Here is a 23,000-nt window from a genome sequence, read left to right on the forward strand (position 1 = left end):
ATCGAGAAAGGGATGGCCAATGACCGACACGGTCTACGACAACGACGCGCTGCAGCAGAAGGCGAAAGATCATCTGTGGATGCACTTCGCCCGCCAATCGACGATGGCGACGTCGGGGGTGCCGATCATCACCCGGGGCCAGGGCCACCACGTGTACGACATCGAGGGCCGGGAGTACTTCGACGGCCTCGCCGGCCTCTTCGTCGTGAACGCCGGGCACGGGCGAAAGCGCCTCGCCGAGGTGGCGGCCAAGCAGGCCGAGCAGCTGGCCTTCTTCCCGATCTGGTCGTACGCCCACCCTTCGGCGATCGAGCTCGCCGACCGGCTCGCGGGCTACGCGCCCGGCGAGCTGAACCGGGTCTTCTTCTCCACCGGTGGCGGCGAGGCCGTCGAGACCGCGTTCAAGCTCGCGAAGTACTACTGGAAGTTGCAGGGGCGCCCGACCAAGCACAAGGTGATCTCGCGCTCCGTCGCCTATCACGGCACGCCGCAGGGCGCACTCGCCATCACGGGCATCCCGGGCATGAAGGAGATGTTCGAGCCCGTGACCCCCGGCGGGTTCCGCGTGCCGAACACGAACTTCTACCGTGCCGCCGAGATGGGCGCGCCGGCCGACGACCTCGAGGCCTTCGGCCTCTGGGCTGCCAACCGCATCGAGGAGATGATCCTCTTCGAGGGCCCCGAGACGGTCGCCGCCGTCTTCCTCGAGCCGGTGCAGAACTCCGGCGGCTGCTTCCCGCCGCCCCCCGGCTACTTCAAGCGGGTGCGCGAGATCTGCGACCAGTACGACGTGCTGCTCGTCTCCGATGAGGTCATCTGCGCCTTCGGGCGACTCGGCCACATGTTCGCGTGCGACGCCTACGGCTACGAGCCCGACATGATCACGTGCGCGAAGGCCATGACCTCGGGGTACTCGCCCATCGGCGCCACGATCGTGTCGGAGAAGATCTACGCACCGTTCGCCGAGGGGAACACGTCGTTCTACCACGGCTACACCTTCGGCGGGCACCCGGTGTCGGCCGCCGTGGCGCTCGAGAACCTCGACATCTTCGAGGAGGAGGGGCTGAACGAGCGCGTGCGCGAGAACTCGCCGCTCTTCCGCGCCGAGCTCGAGAAGCTGCTCGACCTGCCGATCGTCGGTGACGTTCGCGGTGACGGGTACTTCTTCGGCATCGAGCTCGTGAAAGACAAGGAGACGCGTGAGACCTTCGACGACGAGGAGTCCGAGAAGCTGCTGCGCGGCTTCCTGTCGAAGGCGCTCTTCGACTCGGGACTCTACTGCCGTGCCGACGACCGCGGCGACCCCGTGATCCAGCTCGCACCGCCGCTGACGATCGGGCCCGCGGAGTTCGCCGAGATCGAGCAGAAGCTCCGCGGAGTGCTCACCGAAGCCTCGAACCGCCTCTGATGGCCGGCGCTCACCCGACGGTGACGGATGGCTCACCCGATACCTCCCGTCGGGTGAGCTTCTGGCTCGACGACCTGGTCGTGCGCGGGCTCGACGACCTTCGCCCGCGTGCAGCGCTCACCTCGAACGCCCGGTTCGACGTGTGCCTCATCGGTGGTGGGCTGACCGCGCTCTGGACCGCCTACTCGCTCGCGAAGCGCGACCCGACGCTGCGGATCGCCGTGCTCGAACGCGAATTCGCCGGCTTCGGCGCATCGGGGCGCAACGGAGGCTGGTGCTCGGCGCTGTTCCCGCAGTCGGCGACGTCGATCGAACGCGAGCACGGGTTCGACCAGGCGCAGGCGATGCGACGCGCCATGATCGACACGGTCGACGAAGTGGGCCGGGTGACCGCGCTCGAGCAGATCGACTGCGACTACGTGAAGGGCGGCACCGTGTTGTTCGCGCGCAATCGCCCGCAGCGCGAACTCGCCGCCGCCGAGGTCGACGAGGCGCGCCGATTCGGCGTGGACGCCCTCGAGTACTGGGAGGAGCGTGCCGTCGGCTCGAGATTCGGCGCTACGGGGCTCGACGGCACGGCCCCCGCAGCCGTGTACGACCCCGACTGCGCACGCGTGCAGCCGGCGAAGCTCGTGCGCGGTCTCGCTCGGGTGGTCGAGTCGCTCGGCGTCTCGGTGTTCGAGCGCACCGAGGTGGTCGGCTGGTCGGCGGGGCGCGTGCAGTTCCGCGCGCTCGACGGCAGCGGCGCCGAGGGCACGGTCTCGTCGAGCCACGTGATCGTGGCGACGGAGGGGTACGGAGCGAAGCTCCCACGCGTGCGTCGGCGCATCCTGCCGCTGTATTCGCTGATGATCGCGACCGAGCCGCTGCCCGACGAAGTCTGGAGCGAGATCGGCATCGAGCACGGCCAGACGTTCAGCGACTACCGCCACCTGCTCGTCTACGGCCAGCGCACCGCCGACAACCGGTTCGCCTTCGGCGGGCGCGGGGCGAGCTACCACTGGGGCAGCGCGATGAACCCGGCCTACGAACGGGTCGATTCGGTCTTCACCCACTTGCACACCGCGTTGCGCGACCTCTTTCCCGCGGTCGGCGACGCTCGGGTGACGCATCGCTGGGGCGGCCCTTTGGGCGTCGCTCGCGACTGGAACGCCACGGCCAGCTACAACCCCAAGACCGGGGTCGGATTCGCAGGCGCCTACGTCGGCGACGGCCTCTCGACGACGAACCTCGCAGGACGAACGATGGCCGACCTCGTGCAGGGCGTCGAGAGCGACCTCACCGGCCTTCCGTGGGTGAACCACCGCTCGCCGCTCTGGGAACCGGAGCCGTTGCGTTTTCTGGGGGCGAATCTCGGCGTGCTCGGCATGCAGTTCGCCGATGCCGAGGAGCGCGCGACCGGGCGACCGTCGCTGGTGGCGCGGGCGATCGGACGACTCACCGGCCACTGAACGCCCACTCGGGCAACGCGCCGCCGCCGATGTACACCGCGAGCAGGCCCGCCATCGAATGCTTGGGATCGATGGCGAGCGCCTGATCGATGAACGCACCGGCGGCGGAGCCCCGACCGAGCGACCACGCGAGCCAAGCGGCCATGCAGAGCGGCCCCACGCGGTGGGTCTCGGGCGCATCGGCGACGAGCGGGCGGAGCATCGCGAGGGCTCGCTCCACCCGACGCGGATCGGGCCGCAGACTGGAGTGCCCGAGCAGGAGCCGGGAAAGCATCTCACTGACGTCGCCGGTCGCGCCCTCGGCCATCTCGTGCACCACGAGTCCTTCGACGCTCAGCTCGGCTTCGGCGGCTCGGTCGGCTGTCGCGATTGCGTCGTCGTGCGCCGCCTCGCCCACCACGACGCCGAAGGCGCACTGCAACATCATCGCGTCGCGCATCGCCGGCAGCGACGCCAGATGCAGGAACCATGCGAGGCGAAGCGGTGGATTCACTGCGTCGCGGCCGAGCAGGGACTCGACGAGCGTGACGGGATCGCTGTTGCCGCCGAGTCTCGTCAGCGCTGCGCCTCGAGACGCGCCGGTGAGTTCGGCGAGGGCAGCGGCCAGCGCGCCGGCGGCTGCGGGGTCGGGCGGCGGAAGCTCGCCCGCCTCGGCCGGCGAGCCGAGGATCGTCAGCTCGGGCGGCGCGAGTCGCATGACGGGACTCTCGTCGATCATGGCGAGCGGATGCCCCGCTGCCGGCGTTTCCGAATCGTCGAGGGCTCCCCAGCCGTCGGCGGCGCGGCACAGTGCGTCGCGCACGAGGAAGCCGGCCTGCTCGGCTCGCTTGACGAGCATCGAGAGAAGCGCACGCTCGGGAAGCCCCCGGCCCGTATCGAACCGTGCGTCGGTGTAGGCGATCGGCACGATCGCATCGACCTGGCGCATGCGGCAGAGGGTGCCCACGATCGCCGCGACGAGCGATGCCCGGTCTCGAGCACGACGCGGCAGGTCGAAACGCAGCACACCGGCCGTACGGTTGCCCGTGAATGCAACGCACACGAGCGAGCGCTCGGGCCGGAAGCCCGCGAGGGTGGGAACCAGGGCCAGGAACTCGTGCGCCGCCTCGGCGCGAATGATGGTGGTCATGCCGAGATCGTGCCGTCACCGCTCGGTGCGGACGCGGCCCGAGGCCGTGATTCGTGGACGCAACTCGCAACCGTCGGCCTGTCGAGGGGAAGTCGACCCGTCCTCCACAACCGCGGTCGGCGGCCCGCTTCCCGCGATGTCCGAATTCCGCGAGCGAGTGTCGGACGCCGTGGTTACGCTCGAAGCATGACGAACGTGTACCTCATCCGCCTCAACAGCCCGATCGGTCGCCTCGAACTCGTCGCCGACGACGAGGCGATCACGAGCCTCTCCATCGAGCGCGACGGCATCCTGCCGCACGACGCCGAGGCAGAGCGCCCCAATGCCGTGCTCGAAGCCGCACGGGTTCAGCTCATCGAGTACTTCGCCGGCCAGCGGCTCGAGTTCGACGTTCCGGTACGACTCACCGGCACCCCGTTCCAGCTCGCCGTCTGGGCCGAACTCGAACGCCTGCACTGGGGCGAGGCCACCTCATACGGCTCACTGGCTGCAGCCGTCGGCCGTCCTGGGGCCTCGCGCGCCATCGGCGGGGCGGTCGGCGCCAACCCGGTACCGATCATCGTGGGTTGCCACCGCGTGCTCGCGACCGACGGCCGCATCACCGGGTACTCCGGTGGTGAGGGCGTGCCGACCAAGCTGTGGTTGCTCGGGCACGAACAGATCGGCTTCGCCGCGTGAGCGTCATCCCTCACGCCGAGATCATCATCGGAGACGACGGGCTCGCCCGCTGCGGGTGGGGGGCTGCAGACCCCGAATACCGGCGCTACCACGACGAGGAGTGGGGCACCGCGCAGCACGATCCGGTGCGTCTCTTCGAGAAGGTCTGCCTCGAGGGGTTTCAGGCCGGCCTCTCCTGGATCACCATCCTGCGGCGGCGACCGGCGTTCCGCGAGGTGTTCCACGGTTTCGACGTCGAGCGAGTGGCGGCGATGGGTGCTGACGACATCGAGCGCCTGCTCGGCGACGAACGCATCATCAGGCACCGGGGCAAGATCGAAGCGACCATCCAGAATGCCCGCTCGACCCTCGAGCTCCAGATTCCGATCGACGAGCTGCTCTGGAGCTTCGCACCGCCGACCCGCCGCACCGCTCCGGCATCGTTCGCCGACGTGCCTGCGACGACCGCCGAATCCACGGCGATGAGCAAAGAGCTGCGTCGCCGAGGTTTCCGCTTCGTGGGTCCCACCACCATGTACGCGCTCATGCAGGCAGCCGGCATGGTCGACGACCATCTCGCCGGGTGTCATCGATCGGCGGCCTCGTCGGCGGCATGACACGCGAGGGGATCGTCAGGCGACGAGTTCGAGTTCCCGCATGCCGGCCGCACGAGCAGGCGCGAGCATGAGCGAGAATCCGGCGTCGCGTGCCCACTCCATGAGTTCGGCGATCGACGTGAGCTGCGGGCGCTGTAGCAGCAGAGCGCGAGTGAAGAGTCCCTTCGCGCGCTTGTTGAAGTGATTCAACGCGCGGCTTCGTCCGCCCTCGTCGACGGAGACGACCCTGACGAACGCCGATTCTGGGTGCACCGGCGCAGGGCCGAGTTCCGTGTAGGCCTCCGACCGGAGGTCGATGACGATTCCCGTCTGCGCCTCGCGCGCGAGCAGCGTCGAGATCGGGTCCCGCCAGAGTTGCTTCAGCCGCACGCCCGGAATCCGTGAGTCGTGCGAGAGCCGATACGCCGGAATCTCGTCCGTCGCACCGAGCAATCCGAACAGTGCGGAGTGCACCGCCACGTGTGCCCCGGCGAATTCCCGGGCGCTCTCGTCGAGAGTCTCAGCGTCGAGCGCGTCGTAGAGCACGCCGGTGTAGCGATCGAGCGCCGGCATGGTCGCTGACTCTCGAAGGGTTCGGTTGCGATCGACTTCGTGCGCGAGTCGAGGACCGAGCTTGAGCGCGCGCATCGCGGCATTGTGATCATGCGCGAGCGAAACGACGCCGGCGGTCAGCTCGGCCCGCAGAGGCGAGAGTTCGTCGAAGGAGAGCCGGCCGAGATCGAGCGGAACGTCGACTCCGCCGTCGCGCTTCGTCTCGGACGGCGGGAGGAGCAGCCGCATCTACGACCCGATGAAGGCGAGGGCCGCTTCGACGTTCGATCCGAGTGATTCGATGCTGTCGATCGTCACCCGCGGCAATGCCGACGAGGGCCCGGTCCACGCCGCATAGCCCTCGAGGCTCTGCTCGACCGCGCGCCACGTGGTCTCTTCGAGATGCGGCAGCTTGCGCTCGCGCTTCTCAAGTCGAGCACGGTGCAGTGCTTCGTCGGAGCAGACGACCTCGATGACCCGCAGGCGAACCTCGGCTCGCTCAGCGAGGTCACGCCACTGCAGTCGTGCGGCTTCGCCCGCGTTGACCGCGTCGACGATGACCGTACGCCCGGAGTCGAGCTCCTTCTCGGCGATCTCTTCGGCCACGAGATACGCGGCGAGACCTGTCGGCTGATCGGCGTCGATGCCCGCCCGCAGGATCGCCGACTCGATCGGGTCGACCGAGACGACCGTGGCACCGAGGCGGGCGCCGATGATCTCGCCGATCGTCGACTTTCCCGCACCCGGCAACCCGGCCATGACGATCAGCTGCGTGACACTCAGATCACCGAACTGACGATCGATCGGCTGCTCCCCCTGCATCCGTGACTCCCTTAGACGAGCTCTGCCCGCGAAGCGACGACCTGCACCGCGTTCGCCTGCACCGAGAGGAAGCCGTCGTCGGCGTTGGCGGTGATCTTCTCACCGCCCGGCAGGGTGACACGCACCTCGCCGCCGGCGAGGATCGCGAGCATCGGCTCGTGACCGGGCAGGATGCCGATCTCGCCCTCGACGGTGCGGGCCACCACCATGGACGCCTCGCCCGACCAGACCTGCTGGTCGGCCGAGACGACACTCACGTTGAGGCTGGCCATGCTCAGCCGTTCTCCTTCTGGATCTGAGCCCACTTCTCTTCGACATCACCGATGCCGCCGACGTTGAAGAAGGCCTGCTCGGCCACGTGGTCGAACTCGCCCTTGGCGATCGCGTCGAACGACTCGATCGTGTCTTTGAGCGGCACGGTCGAGCCCTCGACACCGGTGAACTTCTTCGCCATGTAGGTGTTCTGCGAGAGGAACTGCTCGATGCGGCGCGCGCGCGACACGGTGATCTTGTCTTCTTCGGAGAGCTCGTCGACACCGAGGATCGCGATGATCTCCTGCAGTTCCTTGTTCTTCTGCAGGATCTGCTTGACCGTCGTGGCCACGCGGTAGTGGTCTTCACCCAGGTAACGGGGGTCGAGGATGCGCGACGTCGAGGTCAACGGGTCGACGGCCGGGTAGAGGCCCTTCGACGCGATCGCACGAGAGAGCTCGGTCGTTGCGTCGAGGTGCGCGAAGGTCGTCGCCGGAGCCGGGTCGGTGTAGTCGTCGGCCGGCACGTAGATCGCCTGCAGCGAGGTGATCGAGTGACCGCGCGTCGAGGTGATGCGCTCCTGGAGGATGCCCATCTCGTCGGCGAGGTTCGGCTGGTAACCCACCGCGGACGGCATGCGGCCGAGCAGCGTCGAGACCTCGGAACCGGCCTGCGTGAAGCGGAAGATGTTGTCGACGAAGAGCAGCACGTCTTGCTTCTGCACGTCGCGGAAGTACTCGGCCATGGTCAGGGCCGACAGGGCGACGCGAAGACGGGTTCCCGGCGGCTCGTCCATCTGGCCGAACACGAGGGCGGTCTTGTCGAAGACGCCCGCCTCCTCCATCTCGTGGATGAGGTCGTTGCCCTCACGGGTGCGCTCGCCGACACCGGCGAACACCGACACACCACCGTGGTCTTGCGCGACGCGCTGGATCATCTCCTGGATGAGCACCGTCTTGCCGACACCCGCACCACCGAAGAGGCCGATCTTGCCGCCGAGCACGTAGGGCGTGAGCAGGTCGATGACCTTGATGCCGGTCTCGAAGAGCTGGGTCTTCGACTCGAGCTGGTCGAAGGGCGGGGGCTTGCGGTGGATCGGCCACCGCTCGGTGATCTCGATCGTCTCACCGGGCTCGCCGTTGAGCACCTCGCCGATGACGTTGAAGACCTTGCCCTTGGTGACGTCACCGACGGGCACCGAGATCGGAGCACCGGTGTCGGTCACCTCCTGGCCGCGCACGAGGCCATCGGTCGGCTTCAGCGCGATCGCGCGCACGACGTCGTCACCGAGGTGCTGTGCGACCTCGAGCGTGATGGTGGTCGTGACATCGCCGATGGTGATGTCGGTCTTCAGCGCGTTGTAGATCTCGGGGATCGAGTCGTGCGGGAACTCGATGTCGACGACGGGGCCCGTGACCCGGGCGACGCGGCCGACGGCGCCGGCCACAGGCTCGGCCGCGGCCGGGGCGGTAGCGGTGTCAGTCATGTGTTCTCTCTCTTCGTAAGGGGCTACTTGGCGGACGACAGTGCGTCAGCGCCGCCCACGATCTCGGAAATCTGCTGGGTGATCTCGGACTGGCGCGCGTTGTTGGCAAGGCGCGTGTAGTCGGTGATGAGCTTGTCGGCGTTGTCGGAGGCCGATTTCATCGCCTTCTGCGTCGCAGCGTGCTTCGCCGCAGAGGACTGCAGCATCGCGTTGTAGATGCGGCTCTCGATGTAGACCGGGAGCAAGCCGTCGAGCACCGTCTCGGCGTCGGGCTCGAACTCGTACAGCGGGAAGACCTCGTGCTTGGCATCGGGCTCCTCTTCACTCTCGACGACCTCCAGAGGAAGCAGTCGCGTGACGATCGGAACCTGGCTGATGCGGCTCACGAAGCGGTTGTAGACGATGTGGATCTCGTCGACGCCGCCGTCGGAGGAGTCCCGCAGGAACGCCTCGAGCACGGCATCGCCGATCTCTCTCGCCGTGTCGAAGTCGGGGCTGTCCGTGCCCCCGACCCAGCTGCGCTCGAACGAGCGGCGGCGGAACTTGAAGTATCCGACCGACTTGCGTCCGACGAGGAAGTACTCCACCTCTTTGCCCTGGCTCTTCAGCAGCTCCGTGAGTTCTTCAGCCTCACGCAGCACCTGCGAGTTGAACGCGCCGGCGAGTCCGCGGTCGGACGTGAAGATCACGATCGCGGCGCGGTCGATGCGCTCGGGCTCGGTCGTCAGCACGTGCGCCACGTTCGAGTAGCTCGCGACCGCCGACACCGCGCGGGTGATCGCCGACGAGTACGGCTCGGACGCCGCGACGCGCGCCTGGGCCTTCTGGATCCGCGAGGCGGAGATCAGCTCCATCGCTCGCGTGATCTTCTTGGTCGTCTGGGCAGATTTGATCTTCTGCCGGTAGACCCGAAGCTGCGCTCCCATGTTTCTCCTGTGTCCTGTCGTTCTGGTGCTGAGGCTCTCGATTCGACCCCGTGAGGTCAGTTCCCTTCGAGAGCCTCAGGGAACCTGGAATGACTAGCGGCGACCCTTGACGATCTTCTCCTGCACGACCTCTTCTTGAGCGATCGCCTCGAACTGCTCGGAACCGACCGAGGCGAGCGGCTTGCCCTCACCCGTCTGGAACTCGAGCTTGAACGCGTCGACGGCCGAGTCGAGTTCGGCAGCGGTCTCGTCGGAGAGCACGTTGGTCTCGCGGAGCGAGTTCAACACCTCGGTGTTGCGGGCGAGGTAGTCGTGCAGCTCGCTCTCGAAACGGAGGATGTCTTCGACCGGAACCTCGTCGAGCTTGCCCTTGGTGCCGGCCCAGATCGAGACGACCTGCTTCTCGACCGACATCGGCGAGTACTGCGGCTGCTTCAGCAGCTCGGTCAGGCGAGCGCCACGAGCGAGCTGACGACGGCTGGTCGCATCGAGGTCGGACGCGAACATCGCGAAGGCCTCGAGCGAGCGGTACTGCGCGAGCTCGAGCTTCAGCGTGCCCGAGACCTTCTTGATCGACTTGACCTGGGCATCACCGCCGACTCGCGACACCGAGATGCCCACGTCGACCGCCGGACGCTGGTTCGAGTTGAACAGGTCGGACTGGAGGAAGATCTGGCCGTCGGTGATCGAGATCACGTTGGTCGGGATGTATGCCGAGACGTCGTTGGCCTTGGTCTCGATGATCGGCAGGCCGGTCATCGAGCCGGCGCCGAGCTCGTCGGAGAGCTTCGCGCAACGCTCGAGCAGACGCGAGTGCAGGTAGAAGACGTCGCCGGGGTACGCCTCGCGTCCCGGCGGGCGACGCAGGAGCAGCGACACGGCACGGTAGGCCTCGGCCTGCTTCGACAGGTCATCGAAGATGATCAGCACGTGCTTGGAGTCGTACATCCAGTGCTGGCCGATGGCCGAGCCGGTATACGGGGCGAGGTACTTGAATCCGGCGGGGTCGGAGGCGGGAGCGGCGACGATCGTCGTGTACTCCATGGCGCCGGCGTCTTCCAGCGCGCCCTTCACACCGGCGATCGTCGAGCCCTTCTGGCCGATCGCGACGTAGATGCAGCGCACCTGCTTCGACGGGTCGCCCGACTCCCAGTTGGCCTTCTGGTTGATGATCGTGTCGATCGCGATGGCCGTCTTGCCGGTCTGGCGGTCGCCGATGATCAGCTGACGCTGACCGCGGCCGACGGGGATCATCGCGTCGATGGCCTTGATGCCGGTCTGGAGCGGCTCGTGCACCGACTTGCGCTGCATGACGCCGGGCGCCTGCAGCTCGAGGGCGCGACGGCCCTCGATGCCGGTGATCTCGCCGAGACCGTCGATCGGGTTTCCGAGCGGGTCGACGACACGGCCGAGGTAGCCCTCACCGACGGGCACCGAGAGGACCTCGCCCGTGCGGGTCACCTCCATGCCCTCTTCGATGCCGGTGAACTCGCCGAGCACGACGACGCCGATCTCGTCTTCGTCGAGGTTCTGCGCGAGGCCGAGCGTGCCGTCCGCAAAACGGATCAGCTCGTTCGCCATGACCGAGGGAAGGCCCTCGACGTGCGCGATGCCGTCGCCGGCATCGGTGACGTATCCGACCTCGGTCTTCTCCGCCTGGCCCGGCTCGTACGACGAGACGAACTCCGAGAGAGCCGAACGGATCTCGTCGGGGCTGATGGTGAGTTCTGCCATTGTCTTTTCCCTTTTCTGTACCGGTTGTACAGCTACTGGTGTGTCGCGGCGCGGACGCCGGTCGTTTCAACCGGCGTCAGCCGGCAAGCTTCTGCCGCAGCGAACTGAGGCGCGAGGCGACGCTGCCGTCGATGACGTCGTCGCCGATCTGCACACGGATCCCACCGAGGACGGCGGGATCGACGATGGTGTCGAAGCGGACCCGACGGCCCGCCTGGGCAGCGAGCCCCTGCTCGAGCCGGCCCAGCTGGGCGGCGCTGAGGGGAACCGCGCTCGTGACCGTCGCGATATCGAAACCGCGCTGGTCGGCGACGACGGATGCCCCGTGGCGGAGCAGTTCGCCGATGCGGCGGCCTCGCGGCTGCTGCACGAGGTGGTTCACGATCACGACCGTCTGCGGAGCCGCCTTGCCCGCGAGCAGCCGGTCGACGATCTTCGTCTTCGCTGCCGGGTCGCCGAGCTTCGACCCGAGCGCGAGCTCGAGTTCGGCGTCGCCGGCCACGGCGCGCTCGAAGGCGAACAGCTCGGCGTCGATGTCGACGCCCTCTGCCGCCGACTCCGCAGCGACGCGGATGCCGATCTCTTCGATGCCGGCGAGGAAGTCGTCACCCGACGACCACCGGCGAGACGCCAGGCTCACGAGGAGCGAAGCGGCCTCGGCCGGGATACGGGCGCCGAAGACGGCCTCGACGAGCGCACGCTTCTGCGCGAGATCGGCCTCGGTGTCGATGAGTGCCGTGCGCAGGTGGCCGGACTCGCCGATCACCCGGCCGACGGCGAGGAGTGCCTCGGCGACCGGAAGCTCGGCGCGGCCGAGCTCGGCCAGCGCGGCCTTCGAGCCGGCGAGGGCCCCTCTCGTAGCGCTACCCATGGACTACTTCTTCCCTCCGGCGGTGGCCTCTGAGGCCTCCAGCTCGGCGAGGAAGCGGTCGACGACCGCGGTCGCCTTGGCGTCGTCGGAGAGCGACTCGCCGATGACCCCTGACGCGAGATCGATGGCGAGGGTGCCCACCTCGGAGCGGAGCGAGACGAGTGCCGACTGGCGCTCCGCCTCGATCTGCGCCTGCGCGCTCGCGGTGACGCGTGCGGCCTCGACGGTCGCGGCATCCTTCGCCTCTGCGACGATCTTCTTGCCGTCATCGCGAGCCGTCTCGCGGATGCGGCCGGCCTCGGTGCGAGCGTCGGCGAGCTGGGCGGTGTACTCCTCGAGAGCCGCCTCGGCCTTGCGCTGGGCCTCGTCGGCCTTCGCGATGTTGCCCTCGATCGCCTCGCCGCGCTCGTCGAGCAGCTTCTGCACGCGCGGAAGCACGTACTTCCAGAAGAAGACGAGGATGATGATGAAGCAGACCGACGACCAGATGATGTCGTACCACTCCGGAATCACCGGGCTGTGGGTCTCGCCACCCTCGGTTGCAGCGCTCAATACTGCATGAAGCACGTTGGCCTCCTCAGTTGCGGCGGTTGGATCAGACGAAGATGAAGTAGGTGGCGATGCCGATGAAGGCGAGCGCCTCGGTGAAGGCGATACCGATCCACATCAGCACCTGGAGGCGGCCGGCCAGCTCGGGCTGGCGAGCGACGCCCTCGATCGTCTTGCCGACGACGATGCCGACGCCGATGGCCGGGCCGATCGCCGCGAGGCCGTAGCCGACCGTCGCGATGTTGCCGTTGATCTCAGCGAGAACGGTGGTTGCGTCCACGTTGGGTTTCCTTTCCTAGGGAATGTTCTGGGCGGATGCCCGGGGTTCAGTGCTCTTCAGCGACCGCGAGCTGGATGTAGACCGCGGTGAGAAGAGCGAAGACGTATGCCTGCAGCACGGCGACGAGCACCTCGAACAGGGTGAAGACGAAGCCGAAGGCCAGGGTTCCGACACCGAGGAGGGTCCACCAGCCGCTCATCTGCACGACGAAGAACTGCGTCGCGGCGAAGAAGAGCACGAGCAGGAGGTGCCCGACGATCATGTTCATCATGAGTCGCAGGGTGAGGGTGACCGGGCGGATCACGAACGTCGAGATGAGCTCGATCGGCGTGACGATGATGTACACGGGCCACGGAACGCCCGAGGGGAAGAGCGAATTCTTGAAGAAGTTCTTCGGGCTCTTCTTCACACCCGCGTAGATGAAGGTGATGTAGGCGACGATCGCGAGCACGAGCGGCACGCCGATCACCGAGGTGCCGGCGATGTTCAGGAACGGGATCACACCCGTGATGTTCATGAACAGCACCATGAAGAAGATGGTGGTCAGGATCGGCAGGAACCGCTTGCCGTCTTTCTTGCCGAGCAGGTCGTCGGCGATGTTGACGCGAACCAGGTCGAGACCCATCTCGACGAGGCTCTGGAAGCGACCGGGCACGACGCGCATCTTTCGCGTGCCGAGCCAGAACACCAGGATCAGTGCGGCGACCGCGACGAAGCGGACGAGCATGATGCGGTTGATCTCGAAGGGCGTGTCTTCGAAGAACAGCGCTCCGGGGAAGAATTCGTCGATCGACGGCCCGTGGAAGCCACCATCATCGGTTGACATCGGAACCAGCAGGTTCAGAGCGTTAGCTAGCAGCGCTTTCTCCTGTTTCGGGGCGTGGAGCTCGGCTCTCGCAGCGACGAACATGGACCGCGGTCGACCCGTGCGTGAGCAGGGCAGAACCGTGGGGGGATCTCCATTACTCTAGCAATACTTCGGGCCGCCGACGAATCGCCGAGAGCGGCTCAGTCTTCGCTCGGCGCCTTCGGAAGCTCGACATCGCTCACGTAGGGCAGCCGCGACTTCGCGACTACGAGCACGTCCACCACGAGAGATGCGAGCACGCCCGCGACGAGGCTCAGGAAGAGCACGGTCGGGTTCAGCCACTCGGCATCGCGCAGCACCACGACGAGCACGATGAAGACGATGAACTTCAGGATCCAGCCGCCGAGCACGATGCCGAAGAAGGCGCCCACGAAGAGATCGCTCGATGCGAAGCGATTGGCGGCGAGGATGCTCGCCGCGGTGATGCCCATGAAGACCACGGCCATGAGCGTGCCGATGAGCCCGCCGAGCAGGCCCGGCACCCCGGCGAACACGAAGCCGAGCACGGCGCTGACCACGAGGATCACCCCGGCGAGCACTGCGCCCCATGCGAGCGCCCTGCGCAGCACGGGATTCGAGGTGGGCGTGCGGTCGGCTTCAGCTCGTGCGTCGTTCATCGTGCTCCAGTTCGGGGTCGCCCGATTCTATCGGGGCGTCCTGAACGGGCTCCGAGTCGCCGCTCGGCGCGACGCCGTCGAGTTCGTCGAGGCCCGCGGCATCCGTGCCTGCGATGCTCGAGTCGACCTCGGCGTCCGCCTCGGCCGCGACCGTCAGGCGCTTGCGCCGCCCGAGCGGCGCGAGCGTCAGCACGGTGCACGCGATGAACCCGACGCCGAGCAGCACGAACGCGACCCACGACGGAACCCCGAAGTACACGGGCAGCACGTAGGCCAGCAGACAGCCGATCGAGGCGACCGCCGTCCATGCGTAGAAGATCAGCACGGCGTGCAGGTGGGAGTGCCCCATGTCGAGCAGACGGTGGTGCAGGTGCTTGCGGTCGGCCGCGAACGGCGACTTGCCTGCGCGGAGCCGGCGGAGGACCGCGAGGCCGAAGTCGAGCAGCGGGATCACGAGCACCGCGAACGGCAGGATGATCGGGATGAAGGCGGGGAACAGCTGCGCCCGCCCGAGCGAGCCGGGGTCGATCTGCCCCGTGACGGCGATCGCCGACGTCGCCATGAGCAGTCCGATCAGGAGCGCGCCGGCGTCGCCCATGAACAGCTTCGCCGGATGCCAGTTCAACGGGAGGAACCCGATGCACGCGCCGACGACGACGACCGCGAGCAGCGAAGCCAGGTTGAAGTAGTTGAGCGGCGAGGTCTGCTGCACGAGCAGGTAGCTGTAGAGGAAGAAGGTGCCGTTGGCGATGAGCGCGACGCCGGCGACGAGGCCGTCGAGCCCGTCGATGAAGTTGATCGCGTTCATCACGAGCACGATCGCGAACACGGTGATCGTCGCACTCATCCACGACGATCCGACGGTGATGCCGCCGATCGGCAGCGAGGCGATCGAGACGCCCTGCCAGGCGATGAGTCCTGCGGCGATGAACTGGCCGGCCAGCTTCGTCGTCCAGTCGAGGTCCCAGATGTCGTCGGCGACGCCGATCAGCACGATGAGGAGGGCTGCACCGAGGATCGCGAGCATCTGACCGGGGCTCTGGAAGATGATGGCGACGTTCGCGAAGCGCGAGGAGCCGAGCGTGGAGACGAACGCGGCCGCCCCGATCGCCACCAGGATGCCGACGAACATCGCGACCCCGCCGAGCCGCGGCGTCGGCCGCGTGTGCACGTCGCGCTCTCGGATCTTCGGGTAGAGCCGGTACTTGAGGCTCAGCTTCCAGACGAGGATCGACCCTCCGAAGGTGACGAGCGCCGTCAGCAGTGCCAGTGCGAGGAAGAGGGTCATGAGGCGGCGGCGTCCGCGTCGCCGGCAGAGGTCGCGGGCTCGACGTCGGCGGTGCCGTCGGTGCCGGCCGCGGCCGCGGCTTCGCTCTCGGCCACGATGGGTTCGAGCAGTTCCTCCCCCACGACCGCGGCGATGCGTTCGCGGGTGATCACGCCGGCGCGGACGATGCGCAGGCGCCCGCCCTCGTGCGTGAGCGCCGTCGCGTCGATGATGGTCGATGAGGTGTCGCCGGCACGTTCGCCGACGGCCTCGTACGACTCCCCGGCTGCTCCGCCGTCGAGGTAGACCGTGACGGCGTCGCCGAGCATCTCTGCGGCATCGGCGGCCGTGGTAGCCGATGGGTGCCCCGAGAGGTTCGCCGAGGAGACCGCGAGCGGGCCCGTCTCGGCGAGCAGTTCGAGCGCGACGGGATTCGCGGGCATGCGCAGCGCCACGGTGCCGCGGGTCTCGCCGAGATCCCACTGCAGCGACGGCTGCGCGTGCAGGATGACCGTGAGCCCGCCGGGCCAGAACTCGCCGACCAGCAGGCGAACCGCCGAAGGCACCTCGCTCGCGAGCGCATCGAGCGTGGGGATGCCTGGGATCAGCACGGGCGGGGGCGAGGTGCGCTCGCGGCCCTTCGCCTCGAGCAGCCGCGCGACGGCCTTCGCGTCGAACGCGTCGGCGGCGAGGCCGTAGACCGTGTCGGTGGGGATGACGACGAGCTCCCCCCGCCCGATGGCGGCTCGGGCGAGGCGCATGCCGGTGAGGAGCTCTGAGTCGACCGAACAGTCGTAGATGGCAGTCATGACCTGCCGATTCTAGACCAGCGGCCGCCGTGGATCGTCGGGGAACGACGGATGCCGCGATGCACGGTGGCATCGCGGCATCCGCTGTGCTCGTCGCGGTCTAGCGACGACCCGCCTTGCGGCGGAACAACCAGCTGCCCCAGAGGATCGAGATGAGCAGGATGCCGAGGCACCAGCCGAGCGCCCACCACACGGTGTCGCCGACCGGCGTGTCCATCAGGAACCCGCGGATCGTCTCGATGATCGGCGTGATCGGCTGGTACTCGGCGATCCACTGCAGCCACTCGGGCATCGTCTCGACCGGCACGAACGCGCTCGAGAGATACGGCAGGAACAGCAGGATGAAGCCGAACCCGCTCGCCGCCTCGGGGCTCGACGCCGCGAGCCCGATCGCCGCGAACAGGTAGGTGATCGCGAGGATGTAGAGCGCCACCAGCCCGAATGCGGCGAGCCATTCGAGCGGCGTGGCAACGGGGCGGAAGCCGACGAGCAGCGCGACGACGATCACGACGCCCGTCGCGACGAGGTTGCGCACGAGGCTCGCGACCACGTGACCGGTGAGCACGGCGCCACTGCGCAGCGGCATCGTGCGGAACCGGTCGATGATGCCCGTCGTCATGTCTCTCGAGACCGAGATCGCGGTCGACGACGCACCGAAGCCGGCGCACAACAGGATGATGCCCGGCACCACGTAGTCGACGTAGCCGCCCGACGGGTCGATGGCGTTGCCGAAGATGAAGGTGAACATCAGCATCAGCATCGTCGGCAGCATGATGGCCATGAGCATGGCCTCGACGTCGCGCACCGAATGCCGGAAGCTGCGGCCGATGAACGTCGATTCAGCGGTGAACGCACCGAGTCGTCCGCGAGCCGGAGCTGCGGCCGGGGCTGGGACTGCAGGGCGGTGCGGGGCGGTGATGGTGGTCATGGCGCTCACTTCGATTCGATGAGTTCGGGGGCGGATGCCGCGGTGCCTGCAGTGATCGCGAGGAACACGTCGTCGAGGCTGGGGCGGCGGATGGAGACCTGGGCGCCGGTGATCGCGGCGGCCGGTGAGCGGTCGACTTCGTCCATGGCGGAGCGGAGTCCGTGGATGCTGCCGTCGGTCGGCAGTTCGAGGAGCAGGGCGCCATCGGCGTCGCGGAGCTCGACGACATCGCCGCCGATGCGCGCCTTCAGCTCGTCGGACGTGCCTTCGGCGGCGATGCGGCCCCGATCGAGCACGGCGATGCGGTCGGCGAGCTGGTCGGCCTCTTCGAGGTACTGGGTCGTGAGGAACACCGTGGTGCCGGCGTCGCGGAGGGAGCGGATGACGTTCCAGAGCTCCTGACGGCTGCGGGTGTCGAGTCCTGTCGTCGGCTCGTCGAGGAACAGGATCGGCACGTCGACGACGAGGCTGAGGGCCAGATCGAGGCGGCGGCGCATGCCGCCCGAGTAGGTGGCGACCCGTCGGCGCGCGGCATCCGTCAGTTCGAACCGTTCGAGCAGTTCGGCGGCGCGATCTCGAGCGGCCGATCGACCGAGCCCCGAGAGCCGCCCCATCATCACGAGGTTCTCGGTTCCGGTGAGCACCTGGTCGACGGCGGCGGACTGGCCGGTGAGGGCGATGCGCTGCTTCACTTCAGTCGGCGCCGTCGCGACGTCGAAGCCGGCGACCCTGACGGTGCCCGACTCGGGACGCACGAGGGTCGTGAGGATGTTGATGGTGGTCGTCTTGCCCGCCCCGTTGGGGCCGAGCAGGGCGAACACGGTGCCGGTGGGCACCGCGAGGTCGAGCCCTGCAAGCACGTCGGTCGAACCGAAGCGCTTGCGGAGCCCGTGCGTCTCGATGGCGAGTGGCATGATCTCTTCCGTTCTCTCTCGCTTGCCTCGATGCTTCTGAGTACGACGCAAACTGTTTATATGGTGCACTGTTGTTTAAGTAATACACAGTTCTAGACTGATCGTCAACACCTCTCGAGAACGGAAGCCCTGTGACCCCTGAGCGACACGATCCCGAGCTCCCCCGCGCGGTCGCGCTGGCGTGGGGCGTCGCCGTCAATCCGCAGCGCGGCCCGAAGCGAGAACTCTCGATCGAGCGCATCGTCGACGCCGCCATCGAGATCGCCGACGCCGAGGGTCTGACCGCGGTCTCGATGAGCCGGGTCGCGGCGTCCCTCGGCTTCACGACGATGTCGCTCTATCGCTATGTCACGAGCAAAGACGACCTGATCCTGCTCATGCAGGAGGGCGCCGTCGTTCCGCCGGTGCCCGACGAGACGCTCGAACGCGGGTGGCGCGACGGCATCACCGCCTGGGTCTTCGCGATGCGCGCCGCCTTCCAGGAACACCCATGGCTCGTCGACATCCCGATCTCCGGCGCGCCGATCACCCCGAACAGCCTGCTCATCGTCGACTGGTTCCTGCGTGAAGTGCGTTCACTCCCCCTCAGCGACGCCGAGAAGATGTCGACACTGCTGCTGCTGACGAGCTACGCACGGGCCACCGGCGCACAGGAGCGCGACCTCGGCGCCGCCGCCGCGGCTGCGGCCGACCCTGCGGATGTCACGGGCGCGAACTACTTCGAGGCGCTCGCCGAGCTCGTGACTCCCGAACGGTTCCCCTACCTGAGCCCGCTCCTCGCTGCCGGCGGCTACGTGGCCGAGCCCGGCACCGAACCAGACGACAGCGACGACGACTTCTCGTTCGGCCTCGAGCGCATCCTCGACGGCATCGAGTACCACGTGGGCAGGGTGGAGTCGGGCGCCGGAGTCGCCGTCGAGGAACCGCTGCCGCCGACGCTCGAACTGCCTCGCGACAAGCAGGTTCGGGAGGCCGCGAAGGCCCGCCGCGAAGCCGAGAAGGCACTGCGCGAGGCACAGAAGCTCGAACGCGACGTGATCAAGCACGCGCTCGAACGGGAGAAGGACGCACGCGAGCGGGAGAAGATCGCTCGCGAGAAGGCGGAGCGGGCGAGGAGGTAGCGGGACGGCGCCGCGCTCAGTGCGCGGCCCTCAGCGAACGGCCGAGGTCGCCCGGTCGCGAGTCGTGAGATCGCGGTGCCGAGCGATGGCCCGCCAGCCGTCGGCCGAGAGGATCTCCGCGATCGCGGCGGCTTGCCGTTCTCCGTGCTCGATCACGAGCACTCCCCCGGGCCGCAGCAGCACGCGGGCCCGCTGCGAGAGCACGCGCACCACGTCGAGGCCGTCGGCGCCGCCGTAGAGCGCCTGTTCGGGGTCGTAGAGGCGAACCTCCGGGTCGCGCGGCACCTCGCCGAGCGGCACGTACGGCGGGTTCGAGACCACCACGGCGACCCGGCCGGCGAGCTCGGGCAACGCATCGGCGAGGTCGGCGAACACGAGTTCGAGGTTCGCTGCCGCAACCTCCTCGACGTTGCGCGTGGTCCACACGAAGGCCTCGGGCGAGTTCTCGACCGCCCAGACGCGGGCGTGCGGCACCTCCGTCGCGAGTGCGAGCGCGATGGCGCCGCTGCCGCTGCCGAGGTCGACCCCGATCGGCTCGGGCTCGGCCGCCGCCATGAGCGCGTCGATCGCGAGCTGCGCGACCTCCTCGGTCTCGGGTCTCGGCACGAAGACGCCGGGACCGACCCGGAGGTCGAGTCCGCGGAACGCCGCTCGCCCCGTGATGTGCTGCAGGGGCTCGCGGGCGGCCCGACGCGCCGTGAAACCGGCCAGCGCCGCGGCATCCGCTTCGCTCAGTTCGGCGCCGACGACCATGCGCGCCTGCACGCCGCCGCGTGAAAGGCCCAGCACGTGGCCGATCAGCAGCTCGGCGTCGACCTCGGCATCGGGCACTCCGGCATTGGCCAGCCGCGTCACCGTCTCGTCTCGGAGCTCGCGGAGTGATCGCGCTCTGGCGCCGGGGGTCGTCGTATCCACGCAATGGAATGTAACGCACTCGCCTGCGCCGCGGCCGAACCCTAGGCTTGGCCCCGTCGTCCACCACCAGAACCCGAGAGGCAAGCCAATGGCGCAGATCTACGAGAACATCACCGAGGTCGTCGGCCGCACTCCGCTCGTGCGCCTGAACCGGCTCACCGAGGGCGCAGGCGCCACGGTGCTCGCCAAGCTCGAGTTCTACAACCCCGCGGCCAGCGTGAAGGACCGCATCGGTGTGGCCATCATCGACGCCGCCGAGAAGTCCGGCGCACTCGTCGCCGGCGGCACCATCGTCGAGGGCACGAGCGGCAACACCGGCATCGCGCTCGCCCTCGTCGGCGCGGCCCGCGGCTACCGCGTGATCCTCACGATGCCCGAGACGATGAGCATCGAGCGCCGTGTGCTGCTGCGCGCCTACGGTGCCGAGATCGTGCTCACCCCCGGCTCAGAGGGCATGAAGGGCGCCGTCGCGAAGGCGAACGAGATCGTCGAGGCGACCCCGGGCGCCGTGCTCGCCCGCCAATTCGAGAACGAGGCGAACCCCGCGATCCACCACTCGACGACCGGCCCCGAGATCTGGGCCGACACCGACGGCGCCGTCGACATCTTCGTCGCCGGCATCGGCACGGGCGGCACCATCACCGGCGCCGGGCGCTACCTCAAGGAGCAGAACAGCGGCGTGCAGGTCATCGCCGTCGAGCCGGCCGACTCCCCCATCCTGACGCAGGGCACGCCCGGTCCGCACAAGATCCAGGGCCTCGGCGCCAACTTCGTGCCCGACATCCTCGACCGCGAGGTCTACGACGAGGTCATCGACGTCGCCACGAGCGACGCCATCGCGACGGCCCGCGCGCTCGCGACCGACGAGGCCATCCTCGGCGGCATCTCCTCCGGCGCGGCCGTCTGGGCCGCGCTCGAGGTCGCGAAGCGCCCCGAGAACGACGGCAAGACGATCGTCGTCATCGTGCCCGACTTCGGTGAGCGCTACGTCTCGACCGTGCTCTACGAAGACCTCCGCGACTGAACGCCGGGCGAAGGCGTCGCTCCGCGTGCCGGAGCGACGCCGGTGTCATGGTGCGTCCGAGCGACGCCCGGACTGATTGACTATGCGAGTGAGCTTCTTCCGAGCGCTCCGCGAGGACATCGCGACGGCGCGCGCCCATGACCCCGCATCGCGAAGCGATGTCGAGGTGTTCCTCGCATACTCGGGACTGCACGCGATCTGGGGCTATCGGCTCACGCACTCGCTCTGGCAGGCCGGACTTCGGCTGCCAGCGCGCATCATCTCGCAGCTGTGCCGCTTCCTCACCGGTGTCGAGATCCACCCCGGTGCCACGATCGGGCGCCGCTTCTTCATCGACCACGGCATGGGCGTCGTGATCGGCGAGACGGCGATCGTCGGCGACGACGTCATGCTGTACCACGGCGTGACCCTCGGCGGAAAGGCGGCACGTGGCGCCGATCGCGGGGCCAAGCGGCATCCGACGCTCGGCGACGGCGTGACCGTCGGCGCCGGTGCCAAGGTGCTCGGCGATATCACGATCGGCGCGTGGAGCGCCATCGGCGCGAACGCCGTCGTCACGAAGGATGCACCTGAGCACTCGCTCGTCGTGGGCATCCCGGCGACGTTCAAGCCGCTCTCGCACGAGACGGCCGACGCGGCACGCGGCATCCACGACTGGCACATCTGAGTCCTGCCCTGAACGGCGGATGCCCCGGACACTCGAGGTGTCCGGGGCATCCGTTCGTTGCGGTCGGCCGCTGCTACTGATCGCCGAGGTGCGCCAGGCGTGCCTCTTCATCGGCCTGGATGGCCGACTCGACGATCGGGTCGAGGGCACCGTTCATGACGCCGTCGAGGTTGTAGGCCTTGTAGCCGGTGCGGTGGTCGGCGATGCGGTTCTCTGGGAAGTTGTACGTGCGGATGCGCTCCGAGCGGTCCATCGAGCGGATCTGCGACTTGCGGGCGTCGGACGCCGCCGCCGCGATCTCCTCCTGCTGACGGGCGAGGATGCGAGCGCGCAGCACGCGCATCGCCGCCTCACGGTTCTGCAGTTGCGACTTCTCGTTCTGCATCGACACGACGATGCCCGTCGGAAGGTGCGTGATGCGCACCGCCGAGTCGGTCGTGTTGACCGACTGGCCGCCGGGGCCCGACGAGCGGTAGACGTCGATCTTCAGGTCGTTCTGGCTGATGTCGACCTCTTCGGGCTCGTCGACCTCTGGGAAGACGAGCACGCCCGTCGTGGAGGTGTGGATGCGCCCCTGCGTCTCGGTGACCGGCACGCGCTGCACGCGGTGCACGCCGCCCTCGTACTTCAGGTGCGCCCAGACGCCCTGCGAAGGGTCGGTGGCGTTGGACTTGATCGCCACCTGTACATCTTTGTAACCGCCGAGATCCGACTCGTTTTGATCGAGCAGCTCGACCTTCCAGCCCTTCGACTGCGCGTACTGGATGTACATGCGCAACAGGTCGGCCGCGAAGAGGGCGCTCTCGGCGCCGCCCTCGCCGCCCTTGATCTCCATGATCACGTCGCGACCGTCGTCGGGATCGCGCGGGATCAGCAGTCGCCGAAGCCGCTCCTGCGCCGTGGCGAGCCCCTCTTCGAGACCGGGCACCTCTTCGGCGAACGCCTCATCTTCTTTCGCGAGCTCCCGTGCTGCGGCGAGGTCGTCTTGTGCTTCGAGCCACGCCGAGTGCGCGGCGGCGATGCGGCTCAACTCGGCGTACCGCCGGTTGACCCGCTTCGCGCGCGCGGCGTCGGCATGCAGCGCCGGGTCGGCGAGCTCCTCTTGGAGCTGCGCGTGCTCGGCGAGCAGACTCTGGACGGACTCGAACACGCGAGCC

The 23,000-nt window shown here is 68.1% G+C and carries 25 protein-coding genes; 7 read left to right on the top strand and 18 right to left on the bottom strand.

Annotation, left to right across the window (positions count from 1 at the left end; translation table 11 throughout):
* Positions 1-19: 19 nt before the first annotated feature.
* Positions 20-1,408, top strand: a complete 1,389-nt coding sequence (locus H521_RS0111275; RefSeq protein ID WP_022893128.1) for an aspartate aminotransferase family protein — start codon at positions 20-22, stop codon at positions 1,406-1,408.
* Positions 1,408-2,859 (top strand): NAD(P)/FAD-dependent oxidoreductase, encoded by a 1,452-nt coding sequence (locus H521_RS0111280; protein WP_022893129.1) that lies wholly within the window; start codon positions 1,408-1,410, stop codon positions 2,857-2,859. The genes H521_RS0111275 and H521_RS0111280 overlap by 1 nt, the downstream gene beginning before the upstream one ends.
* Here H521_RS0111280 and H521_RS0111285 read toward each other — a convergent pair.
* Positions 2,846-3,988: a DUF4192 family protein gene (locus tag H521_RS0111285; RefSeq protein ID WP_022893130.1), complete on the bottom strand. Its 1,143-nt coding sequence runs from the start codon at positions 3,986-3,988 to the stop codon at positions 2,846-2,848. The genes H521_RS0111280 and H521_RS0111285 overlap by 14 nt on opposite strands.
* 186 nt (positions 3,989-4,174) lie before the next feature.
* Here H521_RS0111285 and H521_RS0111290 point away from each other — a divergent pair, with 186 nt between their 5' ends.
* Entirely contained in the window at positions 4,175-4,666 is a 492-nt protein-coding gene (locus tag H521_RS0111290) for a methylated-DNA--[protein]-cysteine S-methyltransferase (RefSeq protein ID WP_022893131.1), read from the top strand.
* On the top strand, positions 4,663-5,262 hold the full coding sequence (locus H521_RS0111295; RefSeq protein WP_022893132.1) for a DNA-3-methyladenine glycosylase I: 600 nt from the start codon (positions 4,663-4,665) through the stop codon (positions 5,260-5,262). Before H521_RS0111290 ends, H521_RS0111295 begins: the two co-directional genes overlap by 4 nt.
* A gap of 15 nt (positions 5,263-5,277) precedes the next feature.
* Here H521_RS0111295 and H521_RS22965 read toward each other — a convergent pair whose 3' ends face one another.
* The 15 genes from H521_RS22965 to H521_RS22980 form a co-directional block, all read right to left on the bottom strand.
* Positions 5,278-6,042: a YaaA family protein gene (locus H521_RS22965; protein WP_022893133.1), complete on the bottom strand. Its 765-nt coding sequence runs from the start codon at positions 6,040-6,042 to the stop codon at positions 5,278-5,280.
* The gene (locus H521_RS0111305; protein WP_022893134.1) at positions 6,043-6,615 is read right to left on the bottom strand and encodes a P-loop nucleotide/nucleoside kinase family protein; all 573 of its coding nucleotides are present in this window, start codon (positions 6,613-6,615) and stop codon (positions 6,043-6,045) included.
* 11 nt (positions 6,616-6,626) lie between these two features.
* Positions 6,627-6,887, bottom strand: coding sequence for a F0F1 ATP synthase subunit epsilon (locus tag H521_RS0111310; RefSeq protein ID WP_022893135.1), 261 nt, complete (start codon positions 6,885-6,887; stop codon positions 6,627-6,629).
* 2 nt (positions 6,888-6,889) lie between these two features.
* Positions 6,890-8,353: a F0F1 ATP synthase subunit beta gene (gene atpD / locus H521_RS0111315; RefSeq protein WP_022893136.1), complete on the bottom strand. Its 1,464-nt coding sequence runs from the start codon at positions 8,351-8,353 to the stop codon at positions 6,890-6,892.
* A gap of 23 nt (positions 8,354-8,376) precedes the next feature.
* A complete protein-coding gene (locus H521_RS0111320; RefSeq protein WP_022893137.1) occupies positions 8,377-9,279 on the bottom strand; it encodes a F0F1 ATP synthase subunit gamma in 903 nt (300 codons plus the stop codon).
* Between the two features lie 93 nt (positions 9,280-9,372).
* Complete coding sequence (gene atpA, locus H521_RS0111325) at positions 9,373-11,013, bottom strand: F0F1 ATP synthase subunit alpha (protein ID WP_022893138.1); 1,641 nt, start codon at positions 11,011-11,013, stop codon at positions 9,373-9,375.
* A 76-nt stretch (positions 11,014-11,089) separates the two neighbouring features.
* Entirely contained in the window at positions 11,090-11,884 is a 795-nt protein-coding gene (locus H521_RS0111330; protein ID WP_022893139.1) for a F0F1 ATP synthase subunit delta, read from the bottom strand.
* A 3-nt stretch (positions 11,885-11,887) separates the two neighbouring features.
* Entirely contained in the window at positions 11,888-12,451 is a 564-nt protein-coding gene (locus tag H521_RS0111335) for a F0F1 ATP synthase subunit B (protein WP_026482199.1), read from the bottom strand.
* 28 nt (positions 12,452-12,479) lie between these two features.
* On the bottom strand, positions 12,480-12,713 hold the full coding sequence (atpE, locus tag H521_RS0111340) for an ATP synthase F0 subunit C (RefSeq protein ID WP_022888426.1): 234 nt from the start codon (positions 12,711-12,713) through the stop codon (positions 12,480-12,482).
* A 46-nt stretch (positions 12,714-12,759) separates the two neighbouring features.
* On the bottom strand, positions 12,760-13,539 hold the full coding sequence (gene atpB / locus H521_RS0111345) for a F0F1 ATP synthase subunit A (RefSeq protein ID WP_245560980.1): 780 nt from the start codon (positions 13,537-13,539) through the stop codon (positions 12,760-12,762).
* A gap of 182 nt (positions 13,540-13,721) precedes the next feature.
* The gene (locus H521_RS0111350; RefSeq protein WP_022893142.1) at positions 13,722-14,198 is read right to left on the bottom strand and encodes a Cg1360 family ATP-synthase-associated protein; all 477 of its coding nucleotides are present in this window, start codon (positions 14,196-14,198) and stop codon (positions 13,722-13,724) included.
* The gene (locus tag H521_RS22970) at positions 14,179-15,486 is read right to left on the bottom strand and encodes an MraY family glycosyltransferase (protein ID WP_022893143.1); all 1,308 of its coding nucleotides are present in this window, start codon (positions 15,484-15,486) and stop codon (positions 14,179-14,181) included. Before H521_RS22970 ends, H521_RS0111350 begins: the two co-directional genes overlap by 20 nt.
* The gene (locus tag H521_RS22975) at positions 15,483-16,274 is read right to left on the bottom strand and encodes an L-threonylcarbamoyladenylate synthase (RefSeq protein WP_084512286.1); all 792 of its coding nucleotides are present in this window, start codon (positions 16,272-16,274) and stop codon (positions 15,483-15,485) included. Before H521_RS22975 ends, H521_RS22970 begins: the two co-directional genes overlap by 4 nt.
* A 100-nt stretch (positions 16,275-16,374) precedes the next feature.
* Entirely contained in the window at positions 16,375-17,202 is an 828-nt protein-coding gene (locus tag H521_RS0111365) for an ABC transporter permease (RefSeq protein WP_022893144.1), read from the bottom strand.
* 5 nt (positions 17,203-17,207) lie between these two features.
* Complete coding sequence (locus H521_RS22980; protein WP_022893145.1) at positions 17,208-18,116, bottom strand: daunorubicin resistance protein DrrA family ABC transporter ATP-binding protein; 909 nt, start codon at positions 18,114-18,116, stop codon at positions 17,208-17,210.
* A gap of 131 nt (positions 18,117-18,247) precedes the next feature.
* On the opposite strand from H521_RS22980, the gene H521_RS0111375 reads away from it, so the two are divergent.
* Positions 18,248-19,237 carry a TetR/AcrR family transcriptional regulator gene (locus H521_RS0111375; RefSeq protein ID WP_022893146.1) on the top strand — a complete coding sequence of 330 codons (990 nt, stop codon included), beginning with the start codon at positions 18,248-18,250 and terminating at the stop codon, positions 19,235-19,237.
* Between the two features lie 30 nt (positions 19,238-19,267).
* On the opposite strand, the gene prmC is transcribed toward H521_RS0111375, so the two are convergent.
* Positions 19,268-20,152 (bottom strand): peptide chain release factor N(5)-glutamine methyltransferase, encoded by an 885-nt coding sequence (gene prmC, locus H521_RS0111380; protein ID WP_026482202.1) that lies wholly within the window; start codon positions 20,150-20,152, stop codon positions 19,268-19,270.
* Positions 20,153-20,240: 88 nt separating this feature from the next.
* Between prmC and cysK the strand changes: the two genes are divergently transcribed.
* Together cysK and epsC are read left to right on the top strand one after the other, a co-directional pair.
* Positions 20,241-21,176, top strand: coding sequence for a cysteine synthase A (gene cysK / locus H521_RS0111385; RefSeq protein ID WP_022893148.1), 936 nt, complete (start codon positions 20,241-20,243; stop codon positions 21,174-21,176).
* An 88-nt stretch (positions 21,177-21,264) separates the two neighbouring features.
* On the top strand, positions 21,265-21,843 hold the full coding sequence (gene epsC, locus H521_RS0111390) for a serine O-acetyltransferase EpsC (RefSeq protein ID WP_026482203.1): 579 nt from the start codon (positions 21,265-21,267) through the stop codon (positions 21,841-21,843).
* A gap of 73 nt (positions 21,844-21,916) precedes the next feature.
* Here epsC and prfA read toward each other — a convergent pair whose 3' ends face one another.
* The gene (gene prfA / locus H521_RS0111395; protein ID WP_022893150.1) at positions 21,917-22,993 is read right to left on the bottom strand and encodes a peptide chain release factor 1; all 1,077 of its coding nucleotides are present in this window, start codon (positions 22,991-22,993) and stop codon (positions 21,917-21,919) included.
* Between the last annotated feature and the right edge of the window lie 7 nt (positions 22,994-23,000).

The organism is Agromyces subbeticus DSM 16689 (assembly GCF_000421565.1).
Lineage (GTDB): Bacteria > Actinomycetota > Actinomycetes > Actinomycetales > Microbacteriaceae > Agromyces > Agromyces subbeticus.